This window comes from Kitasatospora sp. NPDC091335 (assembly GCF_044757205.1).
Classification (GTDB): domain Bacteria; phylum Actinomycetota; class Actinomycetes; order Streptomycetales; family Streptomycetaceae; genus Kitasatospora.
Map to the genome: position 1 here is coordinate 69,898 of NZ_JBIVUM010000018.1, position 26,839 is coordinate 96,736.

Sequence of the window (26,839 nt, forward strand, 5' to 3'; positions counted from 1 at the left end):
CGGGCCGGGGTCAGAGGCTGTGGGCGGTGATGTCGCCGTGGCTGGTGGTGGCGCGGATGTCGAGCACGGTGGTGCCGTCGTTGCGCAGGGCGTTGCCGATGCGGCCGTGGCCGGTGCCGGCGTCCAGGGCGGCGGAGACGCCGGCGGCGGCGCCGACCGTGATGTTCCCGGACTGGGTGGCCAGTTCGACGGTGCCGCGGTGGGCCTCGGTGATGCGGATGTCGCCGCGGGTGGTGCTGATCCGGGCGGGGCCGGCGAGCCGGCCGACCTCGACGTCGCCGTCGACGGCGGTCAGGTGCAGGCCCGCGGCCTCGTCGATCTTGGTCTGGCGGTACGCGCCCTCGAAGGCGATCTCGCCCAGGCGGCCGACGGCGCGCAGCTCGGCGGCGGCCGCCCTGCCCTCGACGGCGGAGCCGGCCGGCAGCCGGACGGTGACCTCCAGGGAGCCGGTGGGGCCGAGGAGCTGGTGTCCGGCGGCGGGGGTGACGATCCGCAGGACGCCGTCGGCGTAGGAGACGGTGGTCCGCTCGGCGGCCTGGACGTCCCGGTTCTTGCCGGGGTCGGCGGGCCGGACCTCGACGGTGGTGTCGGTGCGCTCGGCGGCGATGAGCTGGACGCGGCCGCCGGGGACGTCCAGGACGGCGGTGATCGCGGCGGGGGTGTCGAACGTCTGCACGGTGTTCTCCCGGTACGGGTGCGGGTGGGGCGGGGACCCGGTTCGGATCCGCCCCCGTTGGTGTTTCTGACATTGGAAACGCTACGTTGCTTTCAATGGATCGGCAACTAATTCGTTGCGTCAGATCGGCGATATTGCAGGTGAATGATGGGAAAGTGTTGCAACGGGCATGCCGGGTAATGCAACGACGGCAGCCGTGATCATTGCAATGGATGAAGGGTGAACGCTATGGTGGGGGCGGCCGGGCAGCACGCGCCGGTGAGAACCCGCGAGAACCGAGGAGAAGCGCGATGCCGGGAGGCAGGCTCACCCAGCAGGAACGCCAGCAGATCGCGCTGGGGCTGGCCGACGGCCTGCCCTACGCCGAGATCGCCCGGCGCCTGGAACGTCCCACCTCGACCGTCACCCGCGAGGTGATGCGCAACGGCGGCCCCGTCGCCTACCGCGCCGACCTCGCCCACCGGGCCACCGAGCGCCGCGCCCAGCGCCGCCCGCCCGCCCCTGCCGGCACCCCGCGGCCCGGGCCGCGGCAGCCAGGGCGTGACAGCGAGGCCGTGGCCGCGTACGAGGAGCAGTTCACCACCGTCCTGATGGGCTCGGGCCTGTCCCGGATGGGCGCCAGGGTGATCACCTGCCTGTCGACCACCGACGCGGGCAGCCTCACCGCCGCCGAACTGGCCCAGCGCCTCCAGGTCAGCCCCGCCTCCATCTCCAAGGCGATCGCCTTCCTGGAGAGCCAGAGCCTGGTGCGCCGGGAACGCGACGAACGCCGCCGCGACCGCTACATCGTCGACGACGAGCTCTACTACCAGGCGGTCATCGCCAGCGCCCGCGCCAACGACAGGGTCATCGAGGCCGCCCGCGAGGGCGTCGCCGTCCTCGGCCCCGGCACCCCCGCCGCGATCCGCCTGGAGAACATCGCCCGCTTCCTCGACTTCATCAGCGAGAGCATCGTGCGCGCCGCCGAACAGGCCCGCGAAGTCCTCCACACCAGGCCCGTCACGGGCGGCGCGGGCGGCGGTGCGGACTCCGCGGGCCAGGGGGCGGAGTAGGAAGTCGGCCGGTCCGACTTCCCACTCCGGCCCCGCAGTTCAGGCCACCCGCAGTTCAGGCCGTCCGGCGTGGGCGGCCTTCCCCCGTTCCGGGGTGCGGTCAGGGGGTCAGGACCAGGCGGCCGCGCAGGCCGCCGGCCTCCTGGCGGCGGTGGGCGTCGGCGGCCCGCTCCAGGGGCAGGGTGCCGGCGACCCGCAGGGTGAGGCGGCCGTCGGCGGCGAGGGCGGACAGGCGGGTGAGGGCGGGGCCGTCGGCGGTGATCCACACGTTGGTGACCCGGATGCCGCGCAGGGCCGGCGGCGCGCTGCCCGCCGCGACCGCGACGAAGGCGCCGCGTCCGCGCACCGCGCCCAGGGCCCGTATACCCAGCAGGGCGGCGTCGACCGCGCCGTCGACCCCGCCGGGCACCGACTCCCGTACGGCGGCGGCGAGGTCGGGCGCGGTGCGCGGCACGAACCACTGGGCGCCCAGGCCGCGCACCAGCTGTTCGTCGTCCGGCCCGGCCAGCGCGACCACCCGCAGGCCGCGCAGGGCGGCCAGTTCGACGACGAATCCGCCGACCGCGCCCGCGGCGCCGGTGACCAGGACGGTGGAGCCGGCGGGAAGGCCGAGCCGGTCCAGGGCCTGGTCCGCGGTGAGGCCGTTCAGGGGGAGCGTCGCGGCCTGGGCGAAGCCGGCGCCGGCCGGGGCGGGGGCGAGCGTGCCGGCGTCCAGGACGACGTGCTCGGCGTAGGTGCCGAGGTCGGTGTCCAGGCGGTCGCGCAGGCCCACCACCCGTTGCCCGGGGGCGAGTTCCGTCACGCCGGGCCCGACGGCGTCCACCGTCCCGGCCACGTCCCAGCCGAGGCCGGTCACCGCCCGGGGCGCCATCAGCCCGGCCCCGGCGAGCAGCCCGGAGCGGGTGACCACGTCCACCGGGTTGACCGCGGCCGCCGCCACCCGCACCCGCACCTGGCCGCGCCCCGGCTGCGGCAGCGGCACCTCCACCAGCTCCATGACCTCGGGACCGCCGAACTCCCGCACCACCACGGCTCGCATCACACACACCCTTCACGGCTCGGCAACTTCGCCCAACCTAAGGAGAGTTACTCTCCACCGGGAAGTACGCACCGGGAAGTGCGTACCGAACGGAAAGGAGAGTGGGCCGGTGCCCACCACCGACGCCGCCCAGCGCCGCGCCGCCGAGGCGGCCGCCTACGACGCCTACCTCGCCTGGTGCCCGGCGCGCCAACTCCTCGACCGGATCGGCGACAAGTGGGTCAGCCTGGTCGTCAACGCCCTCGCCGACGGTCCGCTGCGCTACAGCGGCCTGCGCCGGCGCCTGGCCGGGGTGAGCGAGAAGATGCTCACCCAGACCCTGCGCGCCCTGGAACGCGACGGGCTGGTCAGCCGCACCGTCACCGCCGGGGTGCCGGCCCGGGTCGACTACGCGCTCACCGCGCTCGGCCGGGACCTGCTGCCGCTCATGCGGCAGATCAAGGCCTGGGCGGAGCACCACATGCCGCACGTGCTGGCGGCGCGCACCGCCTACGACGACGCAGCCGCCTACGACGACGGGCCGGACGGGCAGGTCGGGCGGGACGGGCAGGGCGGACGGGACGGGCGGCGGGCGCAGGGCTGACCGCCGCGCGGACGGGGACGGTCCGGGCCGCAACCTTTCCGGGGGCGGTTCGTTGGGCCGTCCGGTTCGAGTGGCCGGCCGGGGCGGGAGCGCGTCCCCGGCCCTGAGGGACGGGGACGTTCATGACCGACACCGACACCGCCGCGGGCTCCGCGGTGCGGGGCGGCAGCCCGGATTCCGCGGTGGACCGGGTGGCCGACTTCTACGGCGCCTACGTCGACGCCGTCGACGACGGCACCGACGACCTGGGTACGCAGCTGCGCGCCCACTACCTCGCCGAGGACCTGCGCCAGCGGCTGGCGGCCTGGGAGGAGGCCAACCACGCCGACGGCGTGCTGCGCGCGCAGGACGTGCCCACCCACTGGGAGGTGCGCTACCACGACTCGGGTGCCGGGCACCTGTTCACCACCGTCACCCTCACCTGGGGCACCGGCCCCGACGCCGGGCACACCCGGCTGGCGGTGCAGAGCGACCTGAGCACCAAGCTCATCTCGGACATCGAGGAGGGCTGACCTGCCCCGCCCGGCCGCCGTCACGCGAGGGCGGCGGCCAGGCGCTCGGGCAGGGTGGCGTACGGGCGGCAGTCGACCACGGGCAGCGCGTGTGCGCGGGCCTGCCCGGCGAGCCAGGCGCTGTAGCGCGCGCTGACGGCGGCGCGCCCGGTCTGGGGGCCGCAATCCGGCTCGCGCTCCGCGTAGTTGGCGCCGATGCGCGCGGGGTCGTCCTCGTGCAGGAAGACCGCGCGTACCCGCCGGCCCTGTCCGGCGGCCTCCGCGGCGGCGCGGGCGGCGGCGGCCGGGGTGAGGTAGTCGCCCTCCACGATCGCGGGCACGGGCACGGTGAGCCGGTTGCGCACGACGCCCAGCAGCGCGTCGTCCAGGGCGCGGGCGGTGGCGATCTGGAGTTCCAGGACACGGTCGGCGCTCAGTGCGTCGGGGTCGGGCAGGTCGTCGAAGTGGTGCAGTCCGGGGTGGCCGTCGGGGGTGGTGGCGGCCTGGAGGGCGGCCACCACGTCGTCGAACTCGACCACGAACGCGCCGTGCCGCGCGGACAGGTGGGCGGCGGCCCGGCTCTTGCCGAGCCCGGAGGCACCGCCGATCAGCAGGACGTCCCACGGGCTGTCGTCTGTGTGCATACCGGCACGCTAGACGGTCCGGATGCGGACGGGCTCCGTGGGGTGGGGGAGACGGGTTCGGTCAGGTCAGGTCAGGTCTGGTCAGGCCCGGTCGCGGTTGGCGGAGCGGCGCAGCGTCCAGGGCAGGACGAACCACAGCCCGGCGAAGGTCAGCGCGATGGCACAGGTGATCGGCACCGCCGGCACCGTGCCGAGGACGACGTCGAGGACCAGCAGTACGGCGCCGGTCAGCGCGGTGGCGAGCAGCAGCAGGCCCACCTGGGCGACGCGGACCGAGACGGCGACGATCCGCTCCTTGCCGGGGTGGCGGTACAGGCCGCGGTGCAGGGCGACGGGGGTGGCCAGGACGGCCGCGGCGACGACCGACAGCAGCAGCGTGACGACGTAGATGTCCTGCTGGGCGTCGGTGAGCTGGGCGAAGCGCGGGGTGAAGGCGACGCCGAGCAGGAAGGCGAAGACGATCTGCACGCCGGTCTGGAGTACCCGCAGTTCCTGCAGCATCGCCACCAGGCGCCGGTCGGCCCGCACCGCCGGGTTCCCCCAGCCGGGCGGGGGAGCGGAGTCGGACCGGTGGCCGGGCGGCGGCGGTGGGGAGGACGGGGGCGGTGCGCTGGTCATGGGTCAGCTTCTCATGACCGGCCGTCACCACTCGACTCCGCACGGTGCACGCTCCCTGCGTCGGGCCCTGCGTCGGGCCCGGTGCCGGGGCCGGTGTCGCCCCCGGCGCCGTCCAGGCGGTGCTGCCAGGCGGTGAGCAGCGTCCGCAGGGCGCCCGCCTCCTCGGGGGCCAGGTGCGCCAGCAGGCGGTGCTCGTTGCGGATGTGGGCGGTGAACGCCTCGTCGAACAGGCGCCGCCCGGCGTCGGTGAGGGCGACCACCCGCCCGCGCCGGTCGTCCACCGCCGGGCGGCGGGTGACCAGCCCGGCGCGCTCCAGACGGTCGATCCGCTTGGTCATCGCCCCCGTGGTCACCATGGTGTGCGCGGCCAGTTCGCCCGGGGCCCGCTCGTACGGGGCGCCGGCCCGGCGCAGCGCGGCGAGCACGTCGAACTCGCCCTCGCTCAGGCCGTAGCGCTGGTAGACGAGGGTCAGCTCGGCGGTCAGGCGTGCGGCCAGGCGGTGCAGGCGCCCGATCACGGCCAGCGGGGAGACGTCCAGGTCGGGGCGCTCGCGCCGCCACCCGGCCTGGATCTGCGCGACGTGATCGGGGTGCTGCCCGGCGGAGTGCTCCATGCGGCCATCCTAACCCGGGTAGCTTCCCGGGAAGCTATATTGCCTTCCATGGAAGCCAATATGCGATGGGTGCTGCTCACCGCCCTCGCCCCCGTCGCCTGGGGCGCCAACTACTGGGTCACCCACGCCCACCTGCCCGCCGGCCACCCCCTGTGGGGCGCCGCCCTGCGCGCCCTGCCCGCCGGACTGCTGCTGCTCGCCCTCGCCCGCCGCCGCCCGCACGGCCCCTGGTGGTGGCGCAGCGCCCTGCTGGGCCTGCTCAACACCGCCGTCTTCTTCGTCCTGCTCTACCTCGCCTCCCAGCTGCTGCCCACCAGTGCCGCCGCCACCGTCATGGCCGCCTCCCCGCTCGCGATGCTGCTCACCGCCTGGGCACTGGCCGGGCAGCGCCCGCGCCGCGCCCACCTGGCGGGCGCGGTGGTGGGCCTGGCCGGGGTCGCGCTCGCCCTGCCCGGGCCCGGCGGCGGGATCGGCTGGACGGGTCTGGCGGCCTCGGCGGCGGCGATGCTGATCTCCTCCGTCGGGTACGTCCTGGCCGCCCGCTGGCGCGAGGGCGCCGACCCGCTCGCCGCCACCGCCTGGCAGCTGACCGCGGGCGGCCTGGTCCTGCTGCCGCCCGCCGTCCTCGTCGAGGGCGCGCCCCCGGCCGTGGACGGGCCCACCCTGCTCGCCTTCGGCTACACCACCGTCATCGCCACCGCGCTCGCCTTCGCCTGCTGGTTCGCCGGGCTGCGCCACCTGCCGGCCGCCACGGTGGGCCTGCTCGGACTGCTCAACCCGCTCACCGGCGTGCTGCTGGGCACCGCGCTGGACGGCGACCCCTTCGGGGCGCGCCAGGCGGCGGGACTGGCGCTGGTGGCCGCCGGAATCCTGCTCGGCCGCCCACGCGCCCGGGCGGCCGAACCGTCCGCGGGGCCTGCCGCGGAACCGTCCGCAGGGCCCCACTTGCCCGCCGGCCGGGCCACGTGATCGGATGGCCCGAGCATCGCGTGCCGATGACGGACCGCGTCAGGCATGGAGGTGCCGAACCGAAGGGACCGCCCCCGTGGCCTCCCCCTCCACCGGCCGTACGGCCGCCCTCAGCCTGGAACTCTCCCGCGCGCACCAGGACTTGCGCCGCCGCCTCGCCGACCTGCGCACCAACCTCGGCGGACCACGACGCCCGGACGCCGACGACGGCCGGCTCCTCACCCACTGCCTGGCCTTCTGCACCGCCCTGACCAACCACCACCAGGGCGAGGACACCGGCCTGTTCGCCCAACTCCTGCGCGAACGGCCCGACCTGGCGCCGACCATCGCCAAACTCGTCGAGGACCACGGCTTCATCACCCACATCCTCACCCGGGTGCGCGACCTCGCCGACCAGGCCGCCGCCGGCGCCGTCCCCGGTGCCGCGCCCGGTGCCGACCCGGAGGCGATCGGACGCGAACTCGACGGGCTCGCCGCCATCATGGACTCCCACTTCGCGTACGAGGAACGCGCCATCGGCGCCGCCCTGGACGCCGGGGTGAGCGACGACGGCTGGTCCGAGCCGGTGCTGCGCTTCGGGACGCCGTCCAGCCCGGCGCCGTAGAGCCCGGCCCCGTAAAACCCGTCGCCCCGACGGGCCCGCCGTCCCTACACTCGCCACGCGGCCGCGCTCCGACGCGCGGCCGACCGCGCCGACCGCGCCGACCGTGACGACAGCAACGAGGAGAGGGGGCGAGCGGCCGTGCCCAAGCAGAGCGCCGCCGCCCCCTCTCCCGCGTCGCGGTACGAGGTGATCCTGGTGTCCCCGTCCTCCCGGTGCCCGCTGCGCGGCCGGCACCGGAGCAGTGCCGCCACCGCCTGAATCCGGCCCCGGTCCGATCCCCGAGGCCTTCTCGCGGAAGCACATCTGACGATCAGTCAGTTCACCGGCACTGCCCGATCGCGCGCCCGCCACCACGAAGAACCGCCTCGAAAGGCACCCGGGCCATGCGCACCCACACCACCACCGCGATCACCGCCGCGACCACGGACACCATCGCCGCCGTCCGCAACCTCGGCATCCTCGCCCACGTCGACGCCGGCAAGACCACCGTCCTGGCCGACCGCCACACCGAGACCGAACGCGCCCGCGCCGGCGACATCGTCGCCGTCGTCGGCCCCAAGCACACCCGCGTCGGCGCCACCCTGTGCGACGCCGGCCACCCCATCGTCCTGGAGGCCCCCGTGAGCGCCGAACCGGTCGTCACCGTCGCCGTCGAGGCCCGCCGCGCCGCCGACACCGACAGGCTCGCCACGGCGCTGGCCCGCCTGGCCGAGGAGGACCCCTCGCTGCGCGTGGCCACCGACCCGGAGACCGGCCAGCGCATCCTGTCCGGCCTGGGCGAACTGCACCTGGAGGTCGCGGTGGAGAAGATCCGGCGCGACAGCGGCATCGAGGCCGCGGTCGGCCGGCCGAAGGTCGCGCTGCGCGAGGCCCTCGTCGAGGGCGTCACCGGCTTCGTCCACCGGCACGCCAGACAGGACGGCGGCGCGGGCCAGTTCGCCCGCCTCGTCCTCGACGTCCACCCCCTGCCTCCGGACACCGAAGGGGAGTTCGCGTTCACCTCCACCGTCACCGGCGGACGGGTCCCGCGCGAGTACGTGCAGGCCGTCGAGGCCGGCTGCCGCGACGCCCTGGCCGAGGGCCCGCTCGGCGGCCACCCGGTCACCGGCGTCGCCGTCACCCTCACCGACGGGGCCACCCACCCCAGGGACTCCTCCGAACTCGCCTTCCGCACCGCCGCCCGCCTCGGCCTGCGCGAGGCACTGCGCGCCTCGCGGACGCACCTGCTGGAACCCCTCGCCGAGGTGAGCGTCACCGTGCCCGAGGACGCGCTGGGCGCCGTCCTCGGCGACCTCGCCGCCCGCCGCGGCCACGTCCGGGCCACCGAACCGGGAACCGGCACCACCGCCCAAGTCAGCGCACTGGTACCGCTGGCCGAACTCTTCGGCTACGCGGGCCGCCTGCGCGGCCGCACCCAGGGCCGCGGCACCTTCACCACCCGCCCGGCCGGCTGATCAGTGCGGCCCGGCTGAGCACGTGCCGCCCCGCTGGGCATGTGCCGCCCGGCCCTCCCCGTGACGGGAGGGCCGGGCGGCGCCGCTACAGCGCCCCGGCCCCGACCGGGCCCCGCTGCGCCGGGGCGGGGGCCGGGGCCCGTAGGCTGGGCTGGGCCGTGACGGTACAGACCGTCACCAGAACGCACAGAAGCGACCGGCAGAAGCGACCGGCAGAAGCGGGCAGGGCAGGGGCACATGCAGTTCGACGACCAGGGCGACCTCGACACCTCGCAGGTGGACGACCGGCGCGGCATCCCGGGCGGGAAGGTCGCCATCGGCGGCGGGGCCGTGGGCCTGATCGCGGTGCTGTTCGCGGTCATCCTCGGCGTCGACCCGCAGCTGCTGGGCCTGTCCTCCGGCGACGGCTCCTCCTCCAACTCCTCCGGCACCCGGACGGCCGGCGAGGTGCAGCAGGCCTGCAAGACCGGCGCGGACGCCAACAAGCGCCAGGACTGCCGGATCGTGGCGGTCACCAACAGCCTCCAGGAGTTCTGGCGCACCGAGCTGCCGAAGCGCGCCAACGTCCCGTACAAGAACGCCGAGACGGTGCTGTTCACCGGTCAGGTCTCCACCGCCTGCGGGTCGGCGACCTCCGCGGTGGGCCCGTTCTACTGCCCCGGCGACAAGAAGGCCTACTTCGACCTGGGCTTCTTCAACGAGCTGTCCGCCCGCTTCGGCGCCAAGGGCGGCCCGTTCGCCGAGTCCTACGTCGTCGCCCACGAGTACGGCCACCACATCCAGAACCTCACCGGCGCCATGCAGAAGGTCGGCAACGACCGTCAGGGCGCCAACAGCGGCTCGGTGCGCCTGGAGCTCCAGGCCGACTGCTACGCCGGGGTGTGGGCGCACCACGCCACGACCACCCCGCAGGCCTCCACCGGCCGTCCGCTGATCGCCTCGCTCACCGACCAGGACATCGCCCAGGGCCTGGACGCGGCCGCGGCGGTCGGCGACGACCGGATCCAGCAGGGCGCCACCGGGCGGATCAACCCGGAGGCCTGGACGCACGGTTCCGCCGAGCAGCGCAAGGCCTGGTTCACCACCGGCTACCGCAGCGGCGACGCCGCCCAGTGCGACACCTTCTCGGCCGCCAGGCTCTGACCGGGTCCCCGACCGGGCCCGTCGTCAGAACCCGCCGTCCGCCCGGCCGCCGTCCGCCTGCCCGTCGTCAGAACCCGCCGTCCGCCCGGCTGCCGTCCGCCTGCCCGCCGTCCGCCCAGTCCCAGCCCGCGATCGCCTCGCGCAGCCGGCGGGCGGCGGCGGGCAGGCGCGCCTGACCGTCCCAGAACAGGGTCAGCGAGCGCCGGCACTCGGGGCTGTCCACGCCGACCCACACCAGCGGCAGCCGGGTCGCGGTGCGCCGGGCGATGGCGGGCACCAGGCCCACGCCCAGGCCCGCGCTGATCAGTTCGGCGATGGCGCCGGCCTCGTCGCTCTCGCAGACGATCCGCGGCACCAGGCCGTGGGCGGCGAACAGCCGGTCCAGCAGGCGGCGTTGCCAGTGCCCGGGCCGGGCGGCGATGAACGGCCGCTGCGCGAGCTCCTCGACGCCCACCGCGGTGCGGTGGGCCAGCGGATCGCCCACCGGGACGGCCAGCCCCACCTCCTCGTCCAGCAGCAGCACCGACTCCAGGCCCTCGGCGGCGACCGGCTGGGAGACCACGGCGAGGTCGACGTCCTGGGCGCGCAGCCGCCGCGCCGTCTCCCGCGCGGACAGCTGGTGCAGCTCGATCTCCACCCCCGGGTGGGCGCGCTTGAACGCGGCCAGCGGCCCGCCGAAGGCCAGGAAGGTCTCCGAGGCCAGCCGCACCGTGCCCGGCCCCTGCGCGGCGGCCTCGGCCACCGCCCGCCGTCCGGCCTCCAGTTCGCCCAGCGAGCGCTCCACGTAGTCGCGGAACAGCCGCCCGGCGTCGTTCAGCCGCAGCCGCCCGCCGCGCTCGAACAGCGGCGTGCCCAGCTCGGCCTCCAGCCGGGCGATGGAACGGCTCAACGACGGCTGGGCGACGCGCAGTTCCCCGGCCGCCCGGCTCAGGTGCTCCAGCCGCGCCACCGCCAGGAACTGGGTGAGCGTGTTCAGGTCCACGAAGTCCTCATGCCCCCACGGTCATCACGCCATAGCAATACTGATCTTGGACAGGATAACCGGACGGTCATAGCGTCGGGGGCGGGGCCGCACACCGGCACACGGTGCGGCCCGAGACCGGTACGAGGAAGGACCCCCCATGGCCATCGCCGCCCCCAGGACCCCACCGGAGCCCGAGGCCCGGTCCGCCGCGGGGGAGCGGACCGGGCCCGCCGGACGGACCCTGCGCGCCCTGGCCGCCGCCCACACCGCCGTCCTGTTCGGCCAGCCCGTCTTCGCCGGCGTCTACCTCAGCGGAGACTTCGACGCCCTCGGCTGGCACGCCGCCGGCGCCGACGCCGTCACCACCCTCGGCTACCTCCAGCTGATCGCCGCCCTCGTCCTGTGGCTACGGCTGCGCCGCGCCTGGCCGCTCGCCGCCAGCCTCGCCGTGGCCGCCGCCGAGACCGTGCAGTACTTCGCCGGACTCGGCGGCGCCCTGTGGCTGCACCTGCCCCTGGGCGTCGCCACCATCGCCGGCACCGTCGTCCTCACCACCGCCCTGTGGCGCACCCCGCTGCCCGCACGGCGCACCGCCCCCGCGCGCGAGGGGGACGACCGTGCCTGAGCCCCACGACAACCGCCCACCCGGCCTGACGCGTCGTCAAATTCTGGGCATCGGCGGCGCCTTCGGCCTGCTCACCACCGCCTCACTCGCCACCGCCGCCGCCCTCGCCCGCCGCCCCGCCACCACCGGCGCCCGACTGCGCAGCACCGCGGCGCTGCCACCCCCGTACCAGGTCCCGCTGCCCCTGCCCGCCGTCGCCAGACCCGTCTCCACCGCCGGCGGCACCGACCACTACGACATCGTCCAGCGCGAGACCACCGCCGAGATCCTGCCCGGCCTCACCACCCGCCTGTGGACGTACGGCGGCACCTTCCCCGGCCCCACCATCGAGGCCCGCCGCGGCCGGCCCGTCACCGTCACCCACCACAACGAACTACCCGTCCCCACCGTCGTCCACCTCCACGGCGGCCGCACCCCCGCGGACTCCGACGGCTACCCCACCGACCTCGTCCTGCCCGCCGCCTGGCCCGACACCCCCCACACCATGCCGGGCATGGCAGGCATGTCAGGCACGGACGGCCACGGCACCGGCGGCCACATGACCGACCCCCGCGCCGTCACCAGCCGCCTGAAACGCGACTACACCTTCCCCAACGACCAACGCCCCACCCTGCTCTGGTACCACGACCACCGCATGGACTACACCGCCCCCGCCATCTGGCGCGGCCTCGCCGGCCTCCACATCGTGCGCGACGACACCGAGGACAACCTCGGCCTGCCCGCCGGCCCCCGCGAGATCCCCCTGATGATCACCGACCGGGCCTTCACCGCCGACGGCGCCCTCAGCTACCCCTCCCTCGACCCCACCCTGCGCACGACCCCCGGCGTCACCGAACCCCACCTCGCCGGCGTCCTCGGCGACGTCATCCTCGTCAACGGCGCCCCCTGGCCCGTCCACGAGACCGACGCCACCCGCCACCGGCTGCGCCTGCTCAACGCCTCCAACGCCCGCCACTACGAACTCGAAGCCCTCACCGAGGACGGCCGCCGCCTCGACCTCGTCCAGATCGGCGCCGACCAGGGCCTGCTCGCCACCCCCGTCACCCACCGGACCCTGCCCACCGCCCCCGCCGAACGCCACGACCTCGTCATCGACTTCGCCACCGCCCCCATCGGCTCCCTCGTCCGCCTCGTCAACCGCCTCGGCACCGGCCGCACCCGCGACGTCATGGCCTTCCGCATCACCCGCCCCGCCACCGACGACAGCCGCATCCCACCCGTCCTCGCCACCGACCTGCCCGACTGGCACCGCCAGGACGCCGTCCGCACCCGCGACTTCGCCTTCCGCGCCGGCCGGATGAACGGCGGCCACGGCTGGCTCATCGGCGGCCGGCCCTTCGACCCCGCCCGCACCGACGTCACCGTCCCCCTCGGCGACACCGAGATCTGGCGCCTGATCGCCGACGTCCACCACCCCGTCCACCTCCACCTCGTCGGCTTCCGCATCCTCACCCGCGGCGGCAGACCCCCACTGCCCCACGACGCCGGCCTCAAGGACACCGTCTCGCTGCGCCCCGGGGAGTCCGCGGAGATCATCACCCGCTTCGACGGCTACCGCGGCCGCTACCTCTTCCACTGCCACAACGCCGAACACGAGGACATGGGGATGATGGCCAACCTGGAAGTCGTCTGAACGCCGGGTGAGTGCGGGGGGCGGGTGAGCGCGGGCAGGGGGGGCTTGACCGGCCCATGGTGCGAGCCGCGCCCACCGGGCCCGCCGGCGGCCGGGATGCCCGCGGCCGAGCGGGCCGAGACCGGTCAGGGCGGGGCAGGACAGGTCGGGGCGGAGGTGGAAGAGACCGGAATGCAGCATTCCGAGCAGCTCGGGGCGATATGCCGGACCTTCACGGGGCTCCCATCAGATGATCACTCTGCTGCCCTGATCCCGACCCCCGCCGTACGGGGCGGTCCACTCCAATTCCCTTCGCACACCCCCCGAGCAGCGAAAGGCCACCACCCCCCATGACCCGCCCCGCCGACCACTCCACCGCCGACCGGATGCTGCGCGAGGCCGCCGCCCGCCTCGACCGGCGCCGCTTCCTGACCGTCACCTCGGCCGCCGCCGCGCTCGCCTTCAGCGTCAACATCCCCACCGCCGGTGCCGCCGACAACGAGATCGCCCCGCGCGCCATCGGCGACAACCCCTTCACCCTCGGCGTGGCCTCCGGCGACGCCACCTCCGAGGCCGTCGTCCTGTGGACCCGCCTGGCCCCGCGCCCGCTGGAGCCCGGCGCCGGCCTGCCGCCCACCGGCTCGGTGAAGGTCGGCTGGGAGATCGCCCGCGACGAGAAGTTCCGCCGCGTCGAGCGGCGCGGCACCGCCCGCGCCCACGCCGAGTTCAACTACGCCGTCCACGTGGACGTCGACGACCTCGACGCCGCACGCGAGTACTGGTACCGCTTCACCGTCGGCTCCTGGTCCAGCCCCGTCGGCCGCACCCGCACCGCCCCGCCGCGCGGCAGGAAGCTCGACAGCGCCCGCATCGCCTTCGTCTCCTGCCAGGCCTACGAGGACGGCTACTTCACCGCCTACCGCCACCTCGCCAACGAGTCCCTGGACGCCGTCTTCCACGTCGGCGACTACATCTACGAGTACGGCATCGACTCCGTCGGCGGCGACCGCAAGTACACCGACCGCACCCTCGCGGCCCACTTCAACCACGAGACCACCACCCTCGAGGACTACCGGCTGCGCTACTCCCTCTACAAGAACGACCCCGACCTCCAGGCCGCGCACGCCGCCCACCCCTGGTACGTCACCTGGGACGACCACGAGGTGGAGAACAACTACGCCGCCGGCATCCCGGAGAAGAACCAGGACCCGGCCCCCTTCGTCGCCCGCCGCGCCGCCGCCTACCGCGCCTACTGGGAGAACCAGCCGCTGCGCATGCCCCAGCCCCGCGGCACCGAGCTGACCCTCTACCGGCGCGTCCACTACGGCAAGCTGGCCCAGTTCGACATCCTCGACACCCGCCAGTACCGCGACGACCAGGCCAACGGCGACGGCTGGCAGTACCCCACCCCGGAGTCCGACGACGCCAAGCGCACCCTGATGGGCGCCACCCAGGAACGCTGGTTCGCCGACGGCCTGCGCCACTCCAAGGCCACCTGGAACGTCGTACCCCAGCAGGTCGTCTTCTCCCGCCGCAAGAACACCACCGCCGACCGCTCCAAGCTCTCCATGGACGCCTGGGACGGCTACCCCGCCGCCCGCGAGCGCTTCCTGAAGACCGTCGACCAGTCCGGCGTGAAGAACCTGGTGCTGCTCACCGGCGACGTGCACGTGGCCTACGCCCTGGACGTCAAGCGCAACTTCGACGACCCCAACTCCCGTACCGTGGGCGTGGAGTTCGTCGGAACCTCGATCAGCAGCGACGGCGACGGCGAGGAGAAGCCGTCCAACTGGAGCACCCTCATGGCGGCCAACCCGCACATGAAGTACTACGACGGGCGCCGCGGCTACACCGTGCTCACCCTCGACCAGCGCCGGGCCCGCGCCGACTACCGGGTGGTCTCCCACATCACCCGCCCCGGCGGCACCCTCTCCACCGCCGCCTCCTTCGTCACCGAGGCCGGCAACCCGGGCATCCGCCCCGCCTGACGCCGTCCGGCGCCGAACGGCCCCGGCCCCGCCGCCTTGAGGGAGGCGGCGGGCCCGGGGCGCTCACGCGCTCCGGGCGGCCTGCCGGACGACGGCCGCGGCCTGCTCCGGGTGCGCCTCCAGCCACGCGCCGAGGTGCTCCCGGACGGCCCGCCCGACGCAGCCGCGCACGGTGTCGTCGCCGAGCACGTCGCGGGTGGAGCCGTGGAACTCGGGCCGGTCGAGCTTCACCGACACGACCGCGGTCAGGCCCGCGCCGGCCTGCCGGGCGGTGAGGCCGGGGTCCGCCGCGCCCAGCAGGTCCCGGCGTCGTGCGTAGGCGTCGAGCACGGCCGCCACCCCGTCGCGGAATCCCGCCTCGTGGGTGCCGCCACGGGGGGTGGGGTGGCAGTTGGCGAAGCTCCGGACCCGCTCGTCAGGGGCGTCACGCCAGCGGAGGGCCACCTCCATCGTCCCCGCCATCCGCGGGTCCTCCTGCTCGAAGCCGATGACGTCGGGGCCACCGGGGCCACCGGGGTCGTCGGGGCCGCCGTGCGCCGTGCGCGCGTCGAGGAGGCGGACGTGGTCCCGCGTCCCGCCGGGGAACCGGAACCGGAGCGACCGGGGGCCGTCCGAGTGGCGGCTGTCGGTCAGCAGGACGTCCAAGTCCCGGTTCAGCAGCGCGAGTTCCCGGAAGCGGTCCGCCAGGTCGTCGAACGGGAACTCCGTCGCCCCGAAGATCTCGGTGTCCGGCCAGAAGGTGACGGTGGTGCCGCTGCCGGCCGCCGGCCCCGCGTCGGTGACCGGGGTGACGGCGACACCGCGAGCGTACTCCCGCACCCGTCGGACGCCCTCGCGCCGGACCTCGGCCGTCAACCGGCTCGACAGGGCGTTGGCGACGACGGGGCCAACGCCCGCGCGGCCGAGCATCACGTCATGGCGGCCGCCGAGCCCCGCCCCGGCCCCTGTCCGGGTCGTCAGGGCCTCCAGGCTGCTCTCGCCCGGGCCGTCGTCCGCGACGCGCACCCCGCCGTCGGACGTGAGGGTGATGTCGACGCGGCCGGCCCGGCCGGCCAGGACTTCGTTCACGGCCCGGTCGGCGACCTCGAACACCATCTGGCCCAGGCCCCGTTCACCGGTCGAGCCGATGTACATCCCGGGGCGCTTCCGAATCGCTTCCCGGCCCTCCGGTACCTGGATCCGGACGTTGTCGTACGTGCTGTCGTCCTGACTCACGGTGTCCCCTCCGAAGCTGCCCGGCAGAACTCCCCAGCCTAGGCGATTCTCGGAATGACACCAGGTCAGAGCCTGTCTGCCGACGGCGTGTACGGCCGCCTGAGCGCCCGTCCCGAGGGTCGCGGACGGCATCCCCACATGTTATTTGAACGCGTTCAATATCTTCCGTAGAGTGGCCGCGGCCGAGTGATGGGGGTTCGCGCCGTGATCGCCGCTGTGGTCCGACGAGGTGTTCGACTGGGAGTCCGGATCGGAGCCGTGCCCGCCGGGCTGGCCTGTTCGGCATGGCTCGGCGTCGCCGTGGCCCGACTCCTCGAAGAGCCGCACGCCCTGACGGGGGGACTCGCCCGAATCGCGATCGTGGTCGGCGGAAGCCTGGGTGTCGGCGTTCTGACCGGCGCGATCACCGGCGCGGCACTTGCGCTGTCACCCGAGTGGCTGGCCCGGCACGCCTCGCTGCGAGGACTGCTCGCCGGGACCGTCGCCGGAACGGTGTACCTCGGCGAGACCGTCGTCGTGGCCGTGGCGTCCGATGCCGGCTACGGGCCCGTGCTGCTCACGTTCCTGTCCACGCCCGTGGTCGGCGTCGTGGCAGCGGTGCACAGCGGTGACATCCTGGGGCGCACCACCGGGCCCCGATGAGCCCGCTCCTCCGGCGCGTTGGACGGCGCCGCCGCCACGACCACCCCGGCAGGCCTGGGCCCGGGGCAGCCGTGGATCGCGGTCGTGCCCCCGCCAGGAGGGCGGTGCCGTACCGGATCCCCAGCGGAGGACGCCCGTTCCGGTCCCGCCCGACGAGAGCCTCCGCAGGTGGTCCGGCCTCGTCCGGTCCCGGTCCGGGGTGTCCGTGGGCGGCGGGGCTCAGTGGCCGGGGGCCTCGTCGATCCGGGCGATGTGGGCGAGGACGGCACCGGCGCCGTCCTCGGCCGCCATGAGCCCGGCGACGGCGGCCGCGCGGCGGCGGACCGGTTCGGCCAGGGCGGCCGTGATCGCGGCGGCGAGGCGTTCGGCGGTGAGGTCCGTGAACGGCACGGGCTGCGGGGCCACTCCCAGCCGGTGCAGCCGGGCCGCCCAGAACGGCTGGTCGGCCATGACGGGCACCGGCACGGCGGGGATCCCGGCGCGCAGCGCGGCGCCGGTGGTGCCCGCTCCGGCGTGGTGGACGGCGGCGGCCGTGCGGGGGAGCAGCCAGTCGTGGGGGAGGTCGCCGACGGACAGGACGTCGTCGCCCGTGGCCTCCAGCCCGGCCCAGCCCGCCTGGACCACCGCGCGCACTCCGGCCCGCCGTACCGCCGCCGTCACCAGCTCGCCGAGCCGCGCGCCCTCGCCCGGTGCCATGCTGCCGAAGCCGATGAACACCGGGGCCGGACCGGCCTGGAGGAAGTCGGCCAGCTCGGCCGGGGGCTGCCAGCCCAGCGGCCGGGCGGGCCACCAGAAGCCCGCCACGTCGACCGGGGCCGGCCAGTCCGCCGGGCGCGGCAGCAGCAGGGGGCTGTAGCCGTGGACGACCGGACGGGTGCGGCCGAGTGGTTCCGGCGGCGGCGTGCCGGCAAGGCCGAGGCGCTCGCGCATCCGGGCCACGGCACCCGAGAACAGCCGGTCCGCGCTCCGCAGCCGCTCCTGTCCGGCCGCGAGGTTGCCTTCCGGTCCCAGGTCCGTGCCGCCGGCGGGGCCGGGCAGCGGGAACTCCCCGGTGGCGAAGGCGGGCGTGAGGTACGTGCCGAGGACGGGCACGCCGTAGGCCTCCCCGGCCGTCTGACTGAGCGGCGACGGGGCGAAGGCGGTGAGCAGCAGGTCGGCGCCGCCCGCCACGGCGTCCTCCACGCCGCCGGCGAGCCCGTCCACGTACGCGGTCAGCAGCGCGCGGCTCTCGTCCGGGGAGGTCGCGCGGGCCCTGGCCCGGATGAGCTCCTCCGGGTCTCCCGGCAGCGGCCGGTACTCCAGGCCGCAGGACTCGATCAGCGTCGCGAAGGTCGGATGGGCGACCACGGCGACGTCGTGTCCGGTGTCCAGCAGGCGTCGGCCCAGGCCGGTGAACGGCGCGACGTCCCCGCGGGAGCCGGTGGTGACGATCAGGATCCGCATGGGGTGATTCTCCACGGCGGCCCGGCGGGCGTCCGGGCCCGCTCCCGGTCTCTCCCGGCAGCGAGACCTACGGCTCCAGGCGGGGGTCGTCGATGTCGACGGTGACGATCCCCGGCGGATACAGCTCCGCACGGGCCGTCAGGACCAGGTGCTGCTGCGGACGCACCGGAGTGGGCAGGCTCGTGGCGATCGCGTGCGCCAAGTCCTGCCCCCCGTAACCGTCGCGGACCATCCTCGCCACCACCACGGCGGTACTCGCGTCCAGCGGCTCGAACTCCACGGAGGGCAGCGCCAGGACCGCGTGCGCGGCACCCTCGTCCTTGATCTCGGCCTCGACCAGGCACAGCACCGGCACCAGCAGATGCTGGAACGGGCTGTGCAGAGCGGCATCCACGATCCGGTGCAGACGCGGGTGGCCTGCGGCCAGCGCGGCCAGGGCGCTGGAATCCAGAATGATCACGCGCTGCGCCGGGGGGCGACCTTGGCGCGCGCGTCCTCCGCGGCGATGCCGTAGACCCGCTGCAGCAGGTCCGGGCCCTGGTCCAGCTCCGTGTCGGTGAGGGTCATCCCGAAGTGCTCGCGCAGCAGGCGGCGGCCCTCGGCGACGCGCTCGGCGATCTGCTCGGCGGTGGGCTGCTGTTCCACGAGCAGGGCCACCTGGGCGCCGATCGTGGTGCCGCGGGTGGCCGCAAGGGCGGCCAGCCGGTCACGCGTATCAGGGGAGACCTTGATCGTCGCATCAGCCATACCACGAGCGTATACCGATGGTGTACCGATGGTGTACCGGCTCGGCCGGTCCGGAGCGCGCGGCCGGGGTGGTGAACGCCACACTTGCGGTCCCGAGCGTGCCGGTGTTCGCGGCCCGGCCGGCGGCCAAGGGAGACTGGTCGCCGTGACTGATGTGCGTGAGACCCTGGATTACCAGACCTTCGGGCGGGCGGTGCGCGAACTCGCGCAGACGATCGCCGACGACGGCTACGAGCCCGACCTCGTCCTGAGCATCGCCCGCGGCGGGGTGTTCGTGGCGGGCGGCCTGGCGTACGCGCTGGACTGCAAGAACATCCACCTGGTGAACGTCGAGTTCTACACGGGCGTGGGCACCACTCTCGAGATGCCGGTCATGCTGGCGCCCGTTCCCGCCGCGATCGACTTCACCGACAAGAAGGTCCTGATCACCGACGACGTCGCCGACACGGGCAAGACACTGCGGCTCGTGCACGACTTCTGCGTCGACCATGTCGCCGAGGTCCGGTCCGCCGTCATCTACGAGAAGTCGCACTCCCTGGTGAAGTGCGAGTACGTGTGGAAGAGGACCGACGACTGGATCGAGTTCCCGTGGTCGACGCAGGGGCCGGTCGTCAGGCGTGACGGCCAGGTGCTCGACGCCTGATTCGGCGGTGGTACGCCGGTTCTCCTCCGGGGCGAGGACCGGCAGGAGCGGCGGCCGGCCCCGGGCGGCGGCCGTGGACACCCGCAAGGAGGGGGACCCGTCACTCACCGCCGCGACCGGCCGGCTCGGGCGGCAGGAGTCCCGCCGTCGCACCTGAGCCGCGTCCGGCGGTCAGAAGCAGCGCGTTGAGGGTGGCGTAGTCGAACCCGTCCTCCAGTGCGGTCGTCGTGCCTTTCTCCAGCAGTTCGCGGGTGGCCCGGTGGACCAGCCCGTACGCTGCCTCGGCGATGGAGGATCCCGCGCTGATGCGGGCGGCTCCCGCCTCGGCGAGCTCGGACACCGCTGGTGCGCCGGGCCCGGCCAGGACGTTCACGGGCAGGGACTGGGAGCCCACGAGTGTCGGTGCGGGGTGCATGAGCGAGCGATGCGCGCCTACGCCCCCGCGCAGGCCCGCAGTCGCGTGATGTCCAGCGAGGGCAGCCGTGACAGTTCGGCGCCGGCGGCGGTCATGGCGGCGGTGTGGCGGGAGTCGCCGAGGACGGCCGTGACGGCGGCGGCGATCTCGTCCCGTGTCGCGGTGAGGTCCAGCGCGCGGCCGAGGCCGCGGCGGGCGAAGGCGGCGGTGTTGTCCGGCTGGTCGGCGAGAACGCCCAGGCCCAGGACGGGGGTTGCCCCCTGGACGGCGTCGAGCAGGGAGGCCCGTCCGCCGTGGGTCACGAACAGGTCCACGCGGCGCAGGAGTGCGGGCTGCGGGACGTGGTCGACGACCGTGATGCGGGGGTCCGCGCTCGGCAGGTCCCGTGCGAGGTCGCCCGCGGACACGATCGCATCGCAGCCGGCCGCGGAGAGGGCGGCCATGACCTCCCGGTACACACGTCCCACGACGCCGCGCAGGCCCGGCATGGCGGTGGTCAGGGTGCCGAGGCTCACGTAGACGAGCGGACGGGAGGAGGCGGGGGAGCGGTCCGGCCACCCGGGGGCGGCGGCACGGAACGACGCGACGGTGCGCCGGACCGCGCGGGCCGCGGGCGGGGGCGTTCCGTAGAACCAGGGGACCGGGGCGGGGGTGAGCATCGGTGGCAGTACGGGGGTGTCCTGCTCGTGCCGCTTGTAGAGGGACGCCAGCGCGGGCGCGATGTCGGTGTCCCACAGGTCCAGGAGCACCGGGCCCAGGCCGTTGTCCGCTGCCCACACGGGCAGCCGCAGGACCCTCGCCGCGAGGTGCGCGCCGAGGTCGCTGCACTCGGCGATCACCAGATCGGGCCGCTCGTGGGTCCACGCGCCGATCAGGTCACGGGCCTTCGCCTCGGCCTGCTCCGGCCAGAGCCGGCCGAAGACGTGGCGGTCGAAGTGCGCGTTCCCCGACTCCCTCCAGATCCCGCTCGCCGTCTGCTGGACGGCCGGGTCGCACGTCCAGTCCGTTCCCGCCCGGTGGAACTCCACCTTCCGCCGGCGGGCTTCGCGGCGGAACATCGGCGGGGCGTACAGCGCGACGTCGTGGCCCTGTTCGAGGGCCGGGCCGATGACGTAGTCGAGCGCGGACACGTGCGAAGGTATCGGCTCCGCGGTGACGGCCGTCCGTAAGGCCATGGGGACTCCAATGCGTGCGCTGCGGGCCGGAGCCGGGAACTCCGGCCCTGCCTGCCGGGGGTCGGTGCTGCGTGGCGGGGCGTCAGGCGCCCGCGCCGGGGGACGGCGGCCTCCGCGACAGGCCCGGGCCGTCCGGGTCGTCCGGGCTGCCGAGGACGAGGACCTGGAAGGCCACGCCGGCGTAGACGGCCAGGAGCCGGGCGATCCTGCGAGGGGTGCTGAGCATGGTGGTGTGCCTGCCTTCGTCGGGTGCGGTCGGTGCGGTCGGTGCGGCGGTCGGTGCGGGTCACCAGGAGACGATGTCGCCCGAGGACTGCTGCCAGTAGGTGACCTTGAGGGAGTCGTCCACGTAGGCGCGGGCCGGCTTGGAGGCCGCAGCCGCGGGGGCGGCGGGTGCGGGAGCCTTCGGCGCCGGGGTGCCGGCGGTGCCATTGGTGCCACCGCTGCCACCGTTGCCACCGGGGCCCGCGCCGGCGGTGGGCTCTGCGGAGGGGGCGGCCGCCGCCGCGGTGGGCGCGGCGGCCCTGAGCGAGGGGCCGGTCGCCGTCTCGATGACCCCGCTGCCGCTGTCGAGGCACCCGGTGACCGAGAAGGCGCCGACCACGAGGCTCGCGGCGGCGGTGACCAGACGGGTGCGGGAACTGCGGACGGACATGTGGTCGCGCCCCTTTCGGCATCGGCTCGGGTGGCGTGTCGATCGGACGTCGATCGGACGACCGAAGCCTGCGCGGTGGTCCGTCCCAGCCGCCACGCCCGGCGCCGCGACAGGGAGGGTGGGACGGCGAACAGGGGTCTGACCAGCGGGGACGGGCCGGACCTGGGACGCCGGAATAGGACGCGGCGGGGGCGGACGGGACGGGCGCCGGCCCCGCGGGCGGGCGGACCGGTCGCACGGCGAGGCGGCCCTCCTCGACGCCAAGGCCCCCACCGCACCGGACGGCCGGTGCCGGAACCGCATGATTCCGGCCGGCCCCGGTAGCCGTGTCCCGGCCGACTGTCAGACCCGGCGGCTACCGTCCCTCATGTCCGCCGATCGCGGCGGGGCCTGTCCGTCCCGTCCTGTGGGGAGTGACGAACGACGATGAACGACGTGGAAGTCCGGCTCGACGAGCGGTTCAGCGACCCCGATGCCAGTGCGACGCCCTGGGCGACCGCCCGCGAGGCCCTGGAAGCGGCACAACTGTTCTGGATCACGACGGTCCGCTCCGACGGGCGCCCCCATGCCACGCCCCTGGTGGCCGTGTGGCTCGACGGGCAGCTCTACTTCACCACCGGCCCCGACGAGCAGAAGGCCGTGAACCTGGCCGGCAACCACCACGTGGTCCTGACCACGGGCTGCAACCACTGGGACCGGGGGCTCGACGTGATGGTCGAGGGCCCGGCCCTGCGCGTCACCGACCGCGCGCTGCTCGAACGCCTCGCCGTCGCCTGGACGGCCAAGTGGACGGGCCAGTGGCGGTTCCACGTGACGGACGGCGGCTTCGCCCACACCTCCGGGGGCGAGTCCCTCGTCTTCGCGGTGCGGCCGGCCAAGGTCCTCGCCTTCGCCAAGGGCGGCTTCAGCCAGACCAGCTACCGGTTCGACGGCAGTGGGGAGGCCGATCCGAAGAACTGACACATCGTCATGTCAGGAGCGCCCGACAGGAGCGCCCGTCAGGCGGCGGCGAGGCCGCCCGGGTCCGGACCGATGCCCTTCGCCGCCCGCAGGACCGCTCTCGCACGGGCCGCGCCACTGCGCGCCGCCGTCGCGTCGCCGCCGACCCCGGCCGGCCGGGGCACCAGGCCCGCACAGGGGCCGCAGATGCCGGGCCGGGGCACCGGATCGTGGCACCTGGCGCACTCGGCGTACCGGGCCGCGGCGGGCCGTGCGGCGGCCGGGGCGGGCGGCAGCTTGCGCTCCAGGCGGTAGCGCGGGACGGCGACCGCCGGGTGCAACGGGGCGGGCAGGCCCGGCAGCAGGGCCTGCGCGAGGTCGGCGGCGGTGCTGCCGCGCTCCAGCCACCGCGCGACCAGGGGCGCGAGTTCACGCGCCTCGGCCTCTCCCGGACGCAGGCGCGGCTCGGGGCGGACCACCCGGAACAGCGTGGCGACCGCCTCGCGCAACTGCCCGTCGTCGGAGGCCTCTTCGGCCCCTTCGATCTCCCTGACCGCTGGGGCCTCAACGACTTGCGGGCCGGGGAGGGAGGGTTCTTGGTACCGGTCCTTTGAAAGGGCGACAGCACCGCCGGCGGCCCCTCCACCGGGGACCGGACGGCTGACACCCGGCAGCGGCGCGAGCTGCGGGGCGTCGTAGACATGGGCCTCGCTGACGATCGTGCCGTCAGGCAGGCGGATCTTCTCGACCCGGTAGTACCCGGCGTCCTTCAGCTCCTTCAGCGCCTTGCGGATCGCGCCACGCCCCTGGGGGCTGGTGTCGGCCATCCGCCGGCCGTCCTCGCGCCGGCCGTCCGGACGGGAGAGGAGGTCCGCGAGCAGGCCGCGGGCGGTGTACGAGAGACGTCGGCACTGGAGCATGCCGTTGGGCAACACGGTGAAATCGCGCACGTGGGCGCTACGATGGACACGCATCGGGAGTGTTGGCTCCTGTTGCCTGACCCCGGGGTGTTGGTAGCACCGCCGGGGTCTCCTGTTTTTCGGTTGGATTACGGAACGTATCACAGCGATCACGCACACAACGGGCGTTCGCGACAACTGCCCTGACGCCGTACCAGACCTGACCCGCCGGACCGGCCGCCGGACCCGCCGTCGAACCCGGAGGGGGAGCAGGGCCGCTGTCACAAACCAGGTTCCTCGCCTGTCCTTTAGAGATGACCGGACGGTGCGACCCGCAGCACCGCCGAAGCCCCCGGCCGACGCTCATCGCGAGGAGAACCCCATGACCCAGGTCCACACCGCACACCCCGACGCACCGGGACGCGACGAACCGGTCCCGTCGCGCTACGCGCTGAAGGTCGGCGACATCGACGTGACGGTGATCAGCGACGGGGTCCTGCCGATCTCCCCCGTGACCCTGGCCACCAACGCCCCCGAGGCCGACCTGAAGACCTGGCTCGGCGACATGTTCCTCCCACTGGAGTCGATCGACTGGCCCCTGAACGTGGCCGTGGTGCGCAGCGGCGGCCGGACCATCCTCATCGACTCCGGACTGGGCACGGAGTTCCCGGGCTTCCCGCGGGCCGGACAGCTCGCCATGCGACTGGACGCCGCCGGCATCGACCCCGGCTCCGTGACCGACGTGGTACTCACCCACCTGCACATGGACCACATCGGCGGGCTGCTCGTCGAAGGGCTGCGCGGCCGGCTGCGCACCGACCTGCGGGTCCATCTGGCCGCCGCCGAGGCCGAGTTCTGGCAGGCGCCCGACTTCTCGCGCACCGACATGCCCGCCCCGGTGCCGGAGGTGCTGCGCACGACCGCGTCGCGGTTCCTGGAGGTGTACCGCGGCCAACTGCGGCCGTTCGAGACGGAGTACGAGGTGGCGCCGGGCGTGGTGGTGCGCCGCACCGGCGGTCACACCCCCGGCCACAGCGTCATCCGCCTGGAGTCGGGCGGCGACCGGCTGACGTTCGCGGGCGACGCCGTGTTCCAGTGCGGGTTCGACAAGCCCGACTGGCACAACGGCTTCGACCACGACCCCGAGGAGTCCACCCGCGTGCGGCTGCGCCTCCTGAACGAGCTCGCGTCGACCGGCGGGCAACTGGTGGCCACCCACCTGCCGTTCCCGTCCGTCTGCCACGTCGCGGACGCGGGCAGCGGCACCTTCCGCTTCGTCCCGGCCGTCTGGAACTACTGACCGCACCCCCGCGCCCGCACCCCAATGTCCGCGCCGCGCACCGGAAGTCGACCCCGCCGACTTCCGGTGCGCGGTGAGGTGGCGGGCTCCGGGCCCCGGATCAGGTACGGGCCGTGGCCACCGCGTGGCAGGGTGCGGCTCACGTAGGGGCGGAGCCGGTGCACCGGACCCGGACGGGGGCAGGAGCAGCGGATCGTACCCCACGCGTGAGCGGGGGCTGATCAGCCGGAGCCGGAGCCCGTGCCGGGGGTGTGGCGGGTGTGTGCCCGGTGGGCAGGTGCGGCGAGTGCGTGCCGGATGCCGGCGCCGATGGACGCGCCGATCACCGGGGCGAGCAGGTGGATCCACAGTTCGGTGGTGTTCCCGGACAGGAGCGCCGGGCCGAACTGTCGTGCGGGGTTGGCGGATCCGCCGCTGCGGGGTGTGTGCCGGGCGGGGGAGGGCTGCGGGAGAGGCGACGTGGAGGAGGGGGTGTCCGGATTCGCGGGCGGTTTCCTGGTCCGCATGAGGGGTGGACTCGATGGTGTGGGGTGCGTGCCGGCAGGACTGTGGGGTGGGGAACCGGGCAGCGCGAGGGTTCCCCACCGCCGTTCGGCCGTCGTCACCGAGCCGCGTGTGCGGCCTCCAGCCAGTTGAGGAACTCGCAGGCGAAGTGCCACTTGTGGCCGGTGAAGACGTGCTCGGGGGCGCTCGCGGGGAACTGGATCGTCAGGCGGATGCGCAGGCCGCGGGGACCGTCGCCGAACTCGTGCATGACGCGGCAGATCTCGGTGCCGTCCGTGAGCCGGCCGGTGCCGCCGATCCGGACGGGGTAGGTCTCGTGGCCCTCGTCCTCGATCGCGACGCCGTCGTGGAAGGTGAGGAAGAAGCGCAGCGGTCCGGAGCCGATGGTCTCGATGATCTCGACCACGCCGTCTGCGGAGTCGGCGAGGTAGTGCTCCGGGTTGGCCGCGAGCAGCGCCGTCCGGTCGGCGCTCGCGAGCCGGCCCTGCCACCAGGTCAGGAACTCCTCGGCGGTGATCCCGTCGATCTCCATCTCGGTCACGGCGGACTGCCACGCGCCGTCCGGCAGCGGGGCCATGATCTCGTCCGCCACCCGGAGGTCCTCGGAGAGCAGCTCCCGCATCAGCTCGTCGCCGATTCGGTTCTTGAGCAGGGCGAGCGCGTTCCGGGCGCGGTCCAGCTCCCACCGGCGGATGTCGTCCTGCGTGTACTCCGTGCCGTCGATCACGGTCCGGACGGTCAGCGCGCCGTTCACGGCGTGCTCCTTTCGACGAGATGGAACCCTTAAGGGGAGATTTTCTCTCCGTTTAGGACGATAGCATAGGCGGAGAAGAACTCTCCGGTTCGGTGGGGCGATGGAAGGCGGTACATCGTGCGGGCGGATGCGGCACACAGCAGACGACGGATCCTCGACGCGCCGCTGGACCTGATCGTGCGCCGGGCCGGGATCGGGCCCGGCACGCTCTACCGCCGCTACCCCGACCGGGAAGCGCTCGTCCGGGACCTCGCCGGCGACCTGCTCACCCGCCTGGAGGGCGCGGCGGAAGCGGCGGCCGCGGCGGACGACGACGCCTTCGAGGCCCTGCGCCGCTTCGTCCACGCGGCGGCGGACCTGCGGATGGGCGCGGTCATCTCGTCCGCATCCGCACCGGCACCGCGAACACCGTCCAGGCCCTGACCGACGCAT

Annotated in this window: 31 protein-coding genes and 1 pseudogene; 15 read left to right on the forward strand and 17 right to left on the reverse strand. The window is 74.5% G+C overall.

Features of this window, described 5'->3' with window-relative positions; all coding sequences use genetic code 11:
- Positions 1-10: 10 nt before the first annotated feature.
- A complete protein-coding gene (locus ACIQOW_RS30960) occupies positions 11-676 on the reverse strand; it encodes a DUF4097 family beta strand repeat-containing protein (protein ID WP_401090500.1) in 666 nt (221 codons plus the stop codon).
- A gap of 290 nt (positions 677-966) precedes the next feature.
- Between ACIQOW_RS30960 and ACIQOW_RS30965 the strand changes: the two genes are divergently transcribed.
- Complete coding sequence (locus tag ACIQOW_RS30965; protein ID WP_401090502.1) at positions 967-1,728, forward strand: helix-turn-helix domain-containing protein; 762 nt, start codon at positions 967-969, stop codon at positions 1,726-1,728.
- Positions 1,729-1,828: 100 nt separating this feature from the next.
- On the opposite strand, the gene ACIQOW_RS30970 is transcribed toward ACIQOW_RS30965, so the two are convergent.
- Complete coding sequence (locus ACIQOW_RS30970) at positions 1,829-2,767, reverse strand: NADP-dependent oxidoreductase (protein ID WP_401090504.1); 939 nt, start codon at positions 2,765-2,767, stop codon at positions 1,829-1,831.
- Between the two features lie 109 nt (positions 2,768-2,876).
- Between ACIQOW_RS30970 and ACIQOW_RS30975 the strand changes: the two genes are divergently transcribed.
- Together ACIQOW_RS30975 and ACIQOW_RS30980 are read left to right on the forward strand one after the other, a co-directional pair.
- A complete protein-coding gene (locus ACIQOW_RS30975; protein ID WP_401090506.1) occupies positions 2,877-3,350 on the forward strand; it encodes a winged helix-turn-helix transcriptional regulator in 474 nt (157 codons plus the stop codon).
- Positions 3,351-3,472: 122 nt separating this feature from the next.
- Positions 3,473-3,862, forward strand: a complete 390-nt coding sequence (locus ACIQOW_RS30980) for a hypothetical protein (RefSeq protein ID WP_401090508.1) — start codon at positions 3,473-3,475, stop codon at positions 3,860-3,862.
- A 20-nt stretch (positions 3,863-3,882) separates the two neighbouring features.
- Here ACIQOW_RS30980 and ACIQOW_RS30985 read toward each other — a convergent pair whose 3' ends face one another.
- The 3 genes from ACIQOW_RS30985 to ACIQOW_RS30995 all read right to left on the reverse strand — a co-directional run bounded on the left by ACIQOW_RS30985 (position 3,883) and on the right by ACIQOW_RS30995 (position 5,717).
- Positions 3,883-4,485, reverse strand: a complete 603-nt coding sequence (locus tag ACIQOW_RS30985) for an AAA family ATPase (RefSeq protein WP_401090510.1) — start codon at positions 4,483-4,485, stop codon at positions 3,883-3,885.
- Between the two features lie 81 nt (positions 4,486-4,566).
- Complete coding sequence (locus ACIQOW_RS30990) at positions 4,567-5,103, reverse strand: DUF6328 family protein (protein WP_401090511.1); 537 nt, start codon at positions 5,101-5,103, stop codon at positions 4,567-4,569.
- Positions 5,104-5,114: 11 nt separating this feature from the next.
- Positions 5,115-5,717: a MarR family winged helix-turn-helix transcriptional regulator gene (locus ACIQOW_RS30995; protein ID WP_401090513.1), complete on the reverse strand. Its 603-nt coding sequence runs from the start codon at positions 5,715-5,717 to the stop codon at positions 5,115-5,117.
- 48 nt (positions 5,718-5,765) lie between these two features.
- Here ACIQOW_RS30995 and ACIQOW_RS31000 point away from each other — a divergent pair, with 48 nt between their 5' ends.
- The 4 genes and pseudogenes from ACIQOW_RS31000 (at position 5,766) to ACIQOW_RS31015 (ending at position 9,887) form a co-directional block, all read left to right on the forward strand.
- Positions 5,766-6,686, forward strand: coding sequence for a DMT family transporter (locus ACIQOW_RS31000; RefSeq protein WP_401090514.1), 921 nt, complete (start codon positions 5,766-5,768; stop codon positions 6,684-6,686).
- Positions 6,687-6,762: 76 nt separating this feature from the next.
- Positions 6,763-7,290, forward strand: coding sequence for a hemerythrin domain-containing protein (locus ACIQOW_RS31005; RefSeq protein WP_401090516.1), 528 nt, complete (start codon positions 6,763-6,765; stop codon positions 7,288-7,290).
- Positions 7,291-7,778: 488 nt separating this feature from the next.
- Positions 7,779-8,744, forward strand: a pseudogene (fusA, locus tag ACIQOW_RS31010) (elongation factor G); the annotation flags it as partial.
- A gap of 237 nt (positions 8,745-8,981) precedes the next feature.
- Positions 8,982-9,887 (forward strand): neutral zinc metallopeptidase, encoded by a 906-nt coding sequence (locus tag ACIQOW_RS31015; RefSeq protein WP_401090518.1) that lies wholly within the window; start codon positions 8,982-8,984, stop codon positions 9,885-9,887.
- A 67-nt stretch (positions 9,888-9,954) separates the two neighbouring features.
- Here ACIQOW_RS31015 and ACIQOW_RS31020 read toward each other — a convergent pair whose 3' ends face one another.
- Positions 9,955-10,869: a LysR family transcriptional regulator gene (locus ACIQOW_RS31020; RefSeq protein WP_401090520.1), complete on the reverse strand. Its 915-nt coding sequence runs from the start codon at positions 10,867-10,869 to the stop codon at positions 9,955-9,957.
- Positions 10,870-11,008: 139 nt separating this feature from the next.
- Here ACIQOW_RS31020 and ACIQOW_RS31025 point away from each other — a divergent pair, with 139 nt between their 5' ends.
- From ACIQOW_RS31025 to ACIQOW_RS31035, 3 genes are all read left to right on the forward strand, one after another.
- A complete protein-coding gene (locus ACIQOW_RS31025) occupies positions 11,009-11,476 on the forward strand; it encodes a hypothetical protein (RefSeq protein ID WP_401090522.1) in 468 nt (155 codons plus the stop codon).
- Entirely contained in the window at positions 11,469-13,109 is a 1,641-nt protein-coding gene (locus tag ACIQOW_RS31030; RefSeq protein WP_401090524.1) for a multicopper oxidase family protein, read from the forward strand. Before ACIQOW_RS31025 ends, ACIQOW_RS31030 begins: the two co-directional genes overlap by 8 nt.
- Positions 13,110-13,438: 329 nt before the next feature.
- Positions 13,439-15,076, forward strand: a complete 1,638-nt coding sequence (locus tag ACIQOW_RS31035) for an alkaline phosphatase D family protein (protein ID WP_401090526.1) — start codon at positions 13,439-13,441, stop codon at positions 15,074-15,076.
- Between the two features lie 63 nt (positions 15,077-15,139).
- On the opposite strand, the gene ACIQOW_RS31040 is transcribed toward ACIQOW_RS31035, so the two are convergent.
- Positions 15,140-16,291 carry a DNA gyrase subunit B gene (locus tag ACIQOW_RS31040; protein WP_401090528.1) on the reverse strand — a complete coding sequence of 384 codons (1,152 nt, stop codon included), beginning with the start codon at positions 16,289-16,291 and terminating at the stop codon, positions 15,140-15,142.
- A 258-nt stretch (positions 16,292-16,549) separates the two neighbouring features.
- Between ACIQOW_RS31040 and ACIQOW_RS31045 the strand changes: the two genes are divergently transcribed.
- Positions 16,550-16,933: a hypothetical protein gene (locus tag ACIQOW_RS31045; RefSeq protein ID WP_401090530.1), complete on the forward strand. Its 384-nt coding sequence runs from the start codon at positions 16,550-16,552 to the stop codon at positions 16,931-16,933.
- Between the two features lie 219 nt (positions 16,934-17,152).
- On the opposite strand, the gene ACIQOW_RS31050 is transcribed toward ACIQOW_RS31045, so the two are convergent.
- From ACIQOW_RS31050 to ACIQOW_RS31060, 3 genes are all read right to left on the reverse strand, one after another.
- Positions 17,153-18,376 carry a glycosyltransferase gene (locus tag ACIQOW_RS31050; protein ID WP_401090532.1) on the reverse strand — a complete coding sequence of 408 codons (1,224 nt, stop codon included), beginning with the start codon at positions 18,374-18,376 and terminating at the stop codon, positions 17,153-17,155.
- Between the two features lie 67 nt (positions 18,377-18,443).
- Entirely contained in the window at positions 18,444-18,836 is a 393-nt protein-coding gene (locus tag ACIQOW_RS31055; RefSeq protein ID WP_188298222.1) for a hypothetical protein, read from the reverse strand.
- On the reverse strand, positions 18,833-19,123 hold the full coding sequence (locus ACIQOW_RS31060; RefSeq protein WP_188298223.1) for a hypothetical protein: 291 nt from the start codon (positions 19,121-19,123) through the stop codon (positions 18,833-18,835). The genes ACIQOW_RS31055 and ACIQOW_RS31060 overlap by 4 nt, the downstream gene beginning before the upstream one ends.
- Positions 19,124-19,268: 145 nt before the next feature.
- Between ACIQOW_RS31060 and ACIQOW_RS31065 the strand changes: the two genes are divergently transcribed.
- Positions 19,269-19,766 (forward strand): phosphoribosyltransferase, encoded by a 498-nt coding sequence (locus ACIQOW_RS31065; RefSeq protein WP_188298224.1) that lies wholly within the window; start codon positions 19,269-19,271, stop codon positions 19,764-19,766.
- A gap of 100 nt (positions 19,767-19,866) precedes the next feature.
- Here ACIQOW_RS31065 and ACIQOW_RS31070 read toward each other — a convergent pair whose 3' ends face one another.
- The 4 genes from ACIQOW_RS31070 to ACIQOW_RS31085 all read right to left on the reverse strand — a co-directional run bounded on the left by ACIQOW_RS31070 (position 19,867) and on the right by ACIQOW_RS31085 (position 22,011).
- On the reverse strand, positions 19,867-20,181 hold the full coding sequence (locus ACIQOW_RS31070) for an isocitrate lyase/phosphoenolpyruvate mutase family protein (protein ID WP_401090535.1): 315 nt from the start codon (positions 20,179-20,181) through the stop codon (positions 19,867-19,869).
- Positions 20,182-20,198: 17 nt separating this feature from the next.
- Positions 20,199-21,356, reverse strand: coding sequence for a glycosyltransferase (locus ACIQOW_RS31075; protein WP_401090537.1), 1,158 nt, complete (start codon positions 21,354-21,356; stop codon positions 20,199-20,201).
- Between the two features lie 82 nt (positions 21,357-21,438).
- Positions 21,439-21,582, reverse strand: coding sequence for a hypothetical protein (locus ACIQOW_RS31080; protein ID WP_401090539.1), 144 nt, complete (start codon positions 21,580-21,582; stop codon positions 21,439-21,441).
- A gap of 60 nt (positions 21,583-21,642) precedes the next feature.
- Positions 21,643-22,011 carry a hypothetical protein gene (locus ACIQOW_RS31085; RefSeq protein WP_401090541.1) on the reverse strand — a complete coding sequence of 123 codons (369 nt, stop codon included), beginning with the start codon at positions 22,009-22,011 and terminating at the stop codon, positions 21,643-21,645.
- Positions 22,012-22,437: 426 nt separating this feature from the next.
- Here ACIQOW_RS31085 and ACIQOW_RS31090 point away from each other — a divergent pair, with 426 nt between their 5' ends.
- A complete protein-coding gene (locus tag ACIQOW_RS31090; RefSeq protein WP_401090543.1) occupies positions 22,438-22,971 on the forward strand; it encodes a pyridoxamine 5'-phosphate oxidase family protein in 534 nt (177 codons plus the stop codon).
- 38 nt (positions 22,972-23,009) lie between these two features.
- Here ACIQOW_RS31090 and ACIQOW_RS31095 read toward each other — a convergent pair whose 3' ends face one another.
- Positions 23,010-23,924, reverse strand: coding sequence for a hypothetical protein (locus tag ACIQOW_RS31095; protein WP_401090545.1), 915 nt, complete (start codon positions 23,922-23,924; stop codon positions 23,010-23,012).
- A 307-nt stretch (positions 23,925-24,231) separates the two neighbouring features.
- Between ACIQOW_RS31095 and ACIQOW_RS31100 the strand changes: the two genes are divergently transcribed.
- Entirely contained in the window at positions 24,232-25,149 is a 918-nt protein-coding gene (locus tag ACIQOW_RS31100; protein WP_401090546.1) for an MBL fold metallo-hydrolase, read from the forward strand.
- A 221-nt stretch (positions 25,150-25,370) separates the two neighbouring features.
- On the opposite strand, the gene ACIQOW_RS31105 is transcribed toward ACIQOW_RS31100, so the two are convergent.
- Positions 25,371-25,655, reverse strand: a complete 285-nt coding sequence (locus ACIQOW_RS31105) for an aquaporin (RefSeq protein WP_401090547.1) — start codon at positions 25,653-25,655, stop codon at positions 25,371-25,373.
- Positions 25,656-25,750: 95 nt separating this feature from the next.
- Positions 25,751-26,407: a hypothetical protein gene (locus ACIQOW_RS31110; protein ID WP_401090549.1), complete on the reverse strand. Its 657-nt coding sequence runs from the start codon at positions 26,405-26,407 to the stop codon at positions 25,751-25,753.
- 117 nt (positions 26,408-26,524) lie between these two features.
- Here ACIQOW_RS31110 and ACIQOW_RS31115 point away from each other — a divergent pair, with 117 nt between their 5' ends.
- Positions 26,525-26,830 carry a TetR family transcriptional regulator gene (locus tag ACIQOW_RS31115; RefSeq protein ID WP_401090551.1) on the forward strand — a complete coding sequence of 102 codons (306 nt, stop codon included), beginning with the start codon at positions 26,525-26,527 and terminating at the stop codon, positions 26,828-26,830.
- The last annotated feature ends 9 nt before the right edge of the window (positions 26,831-26,839 follow it).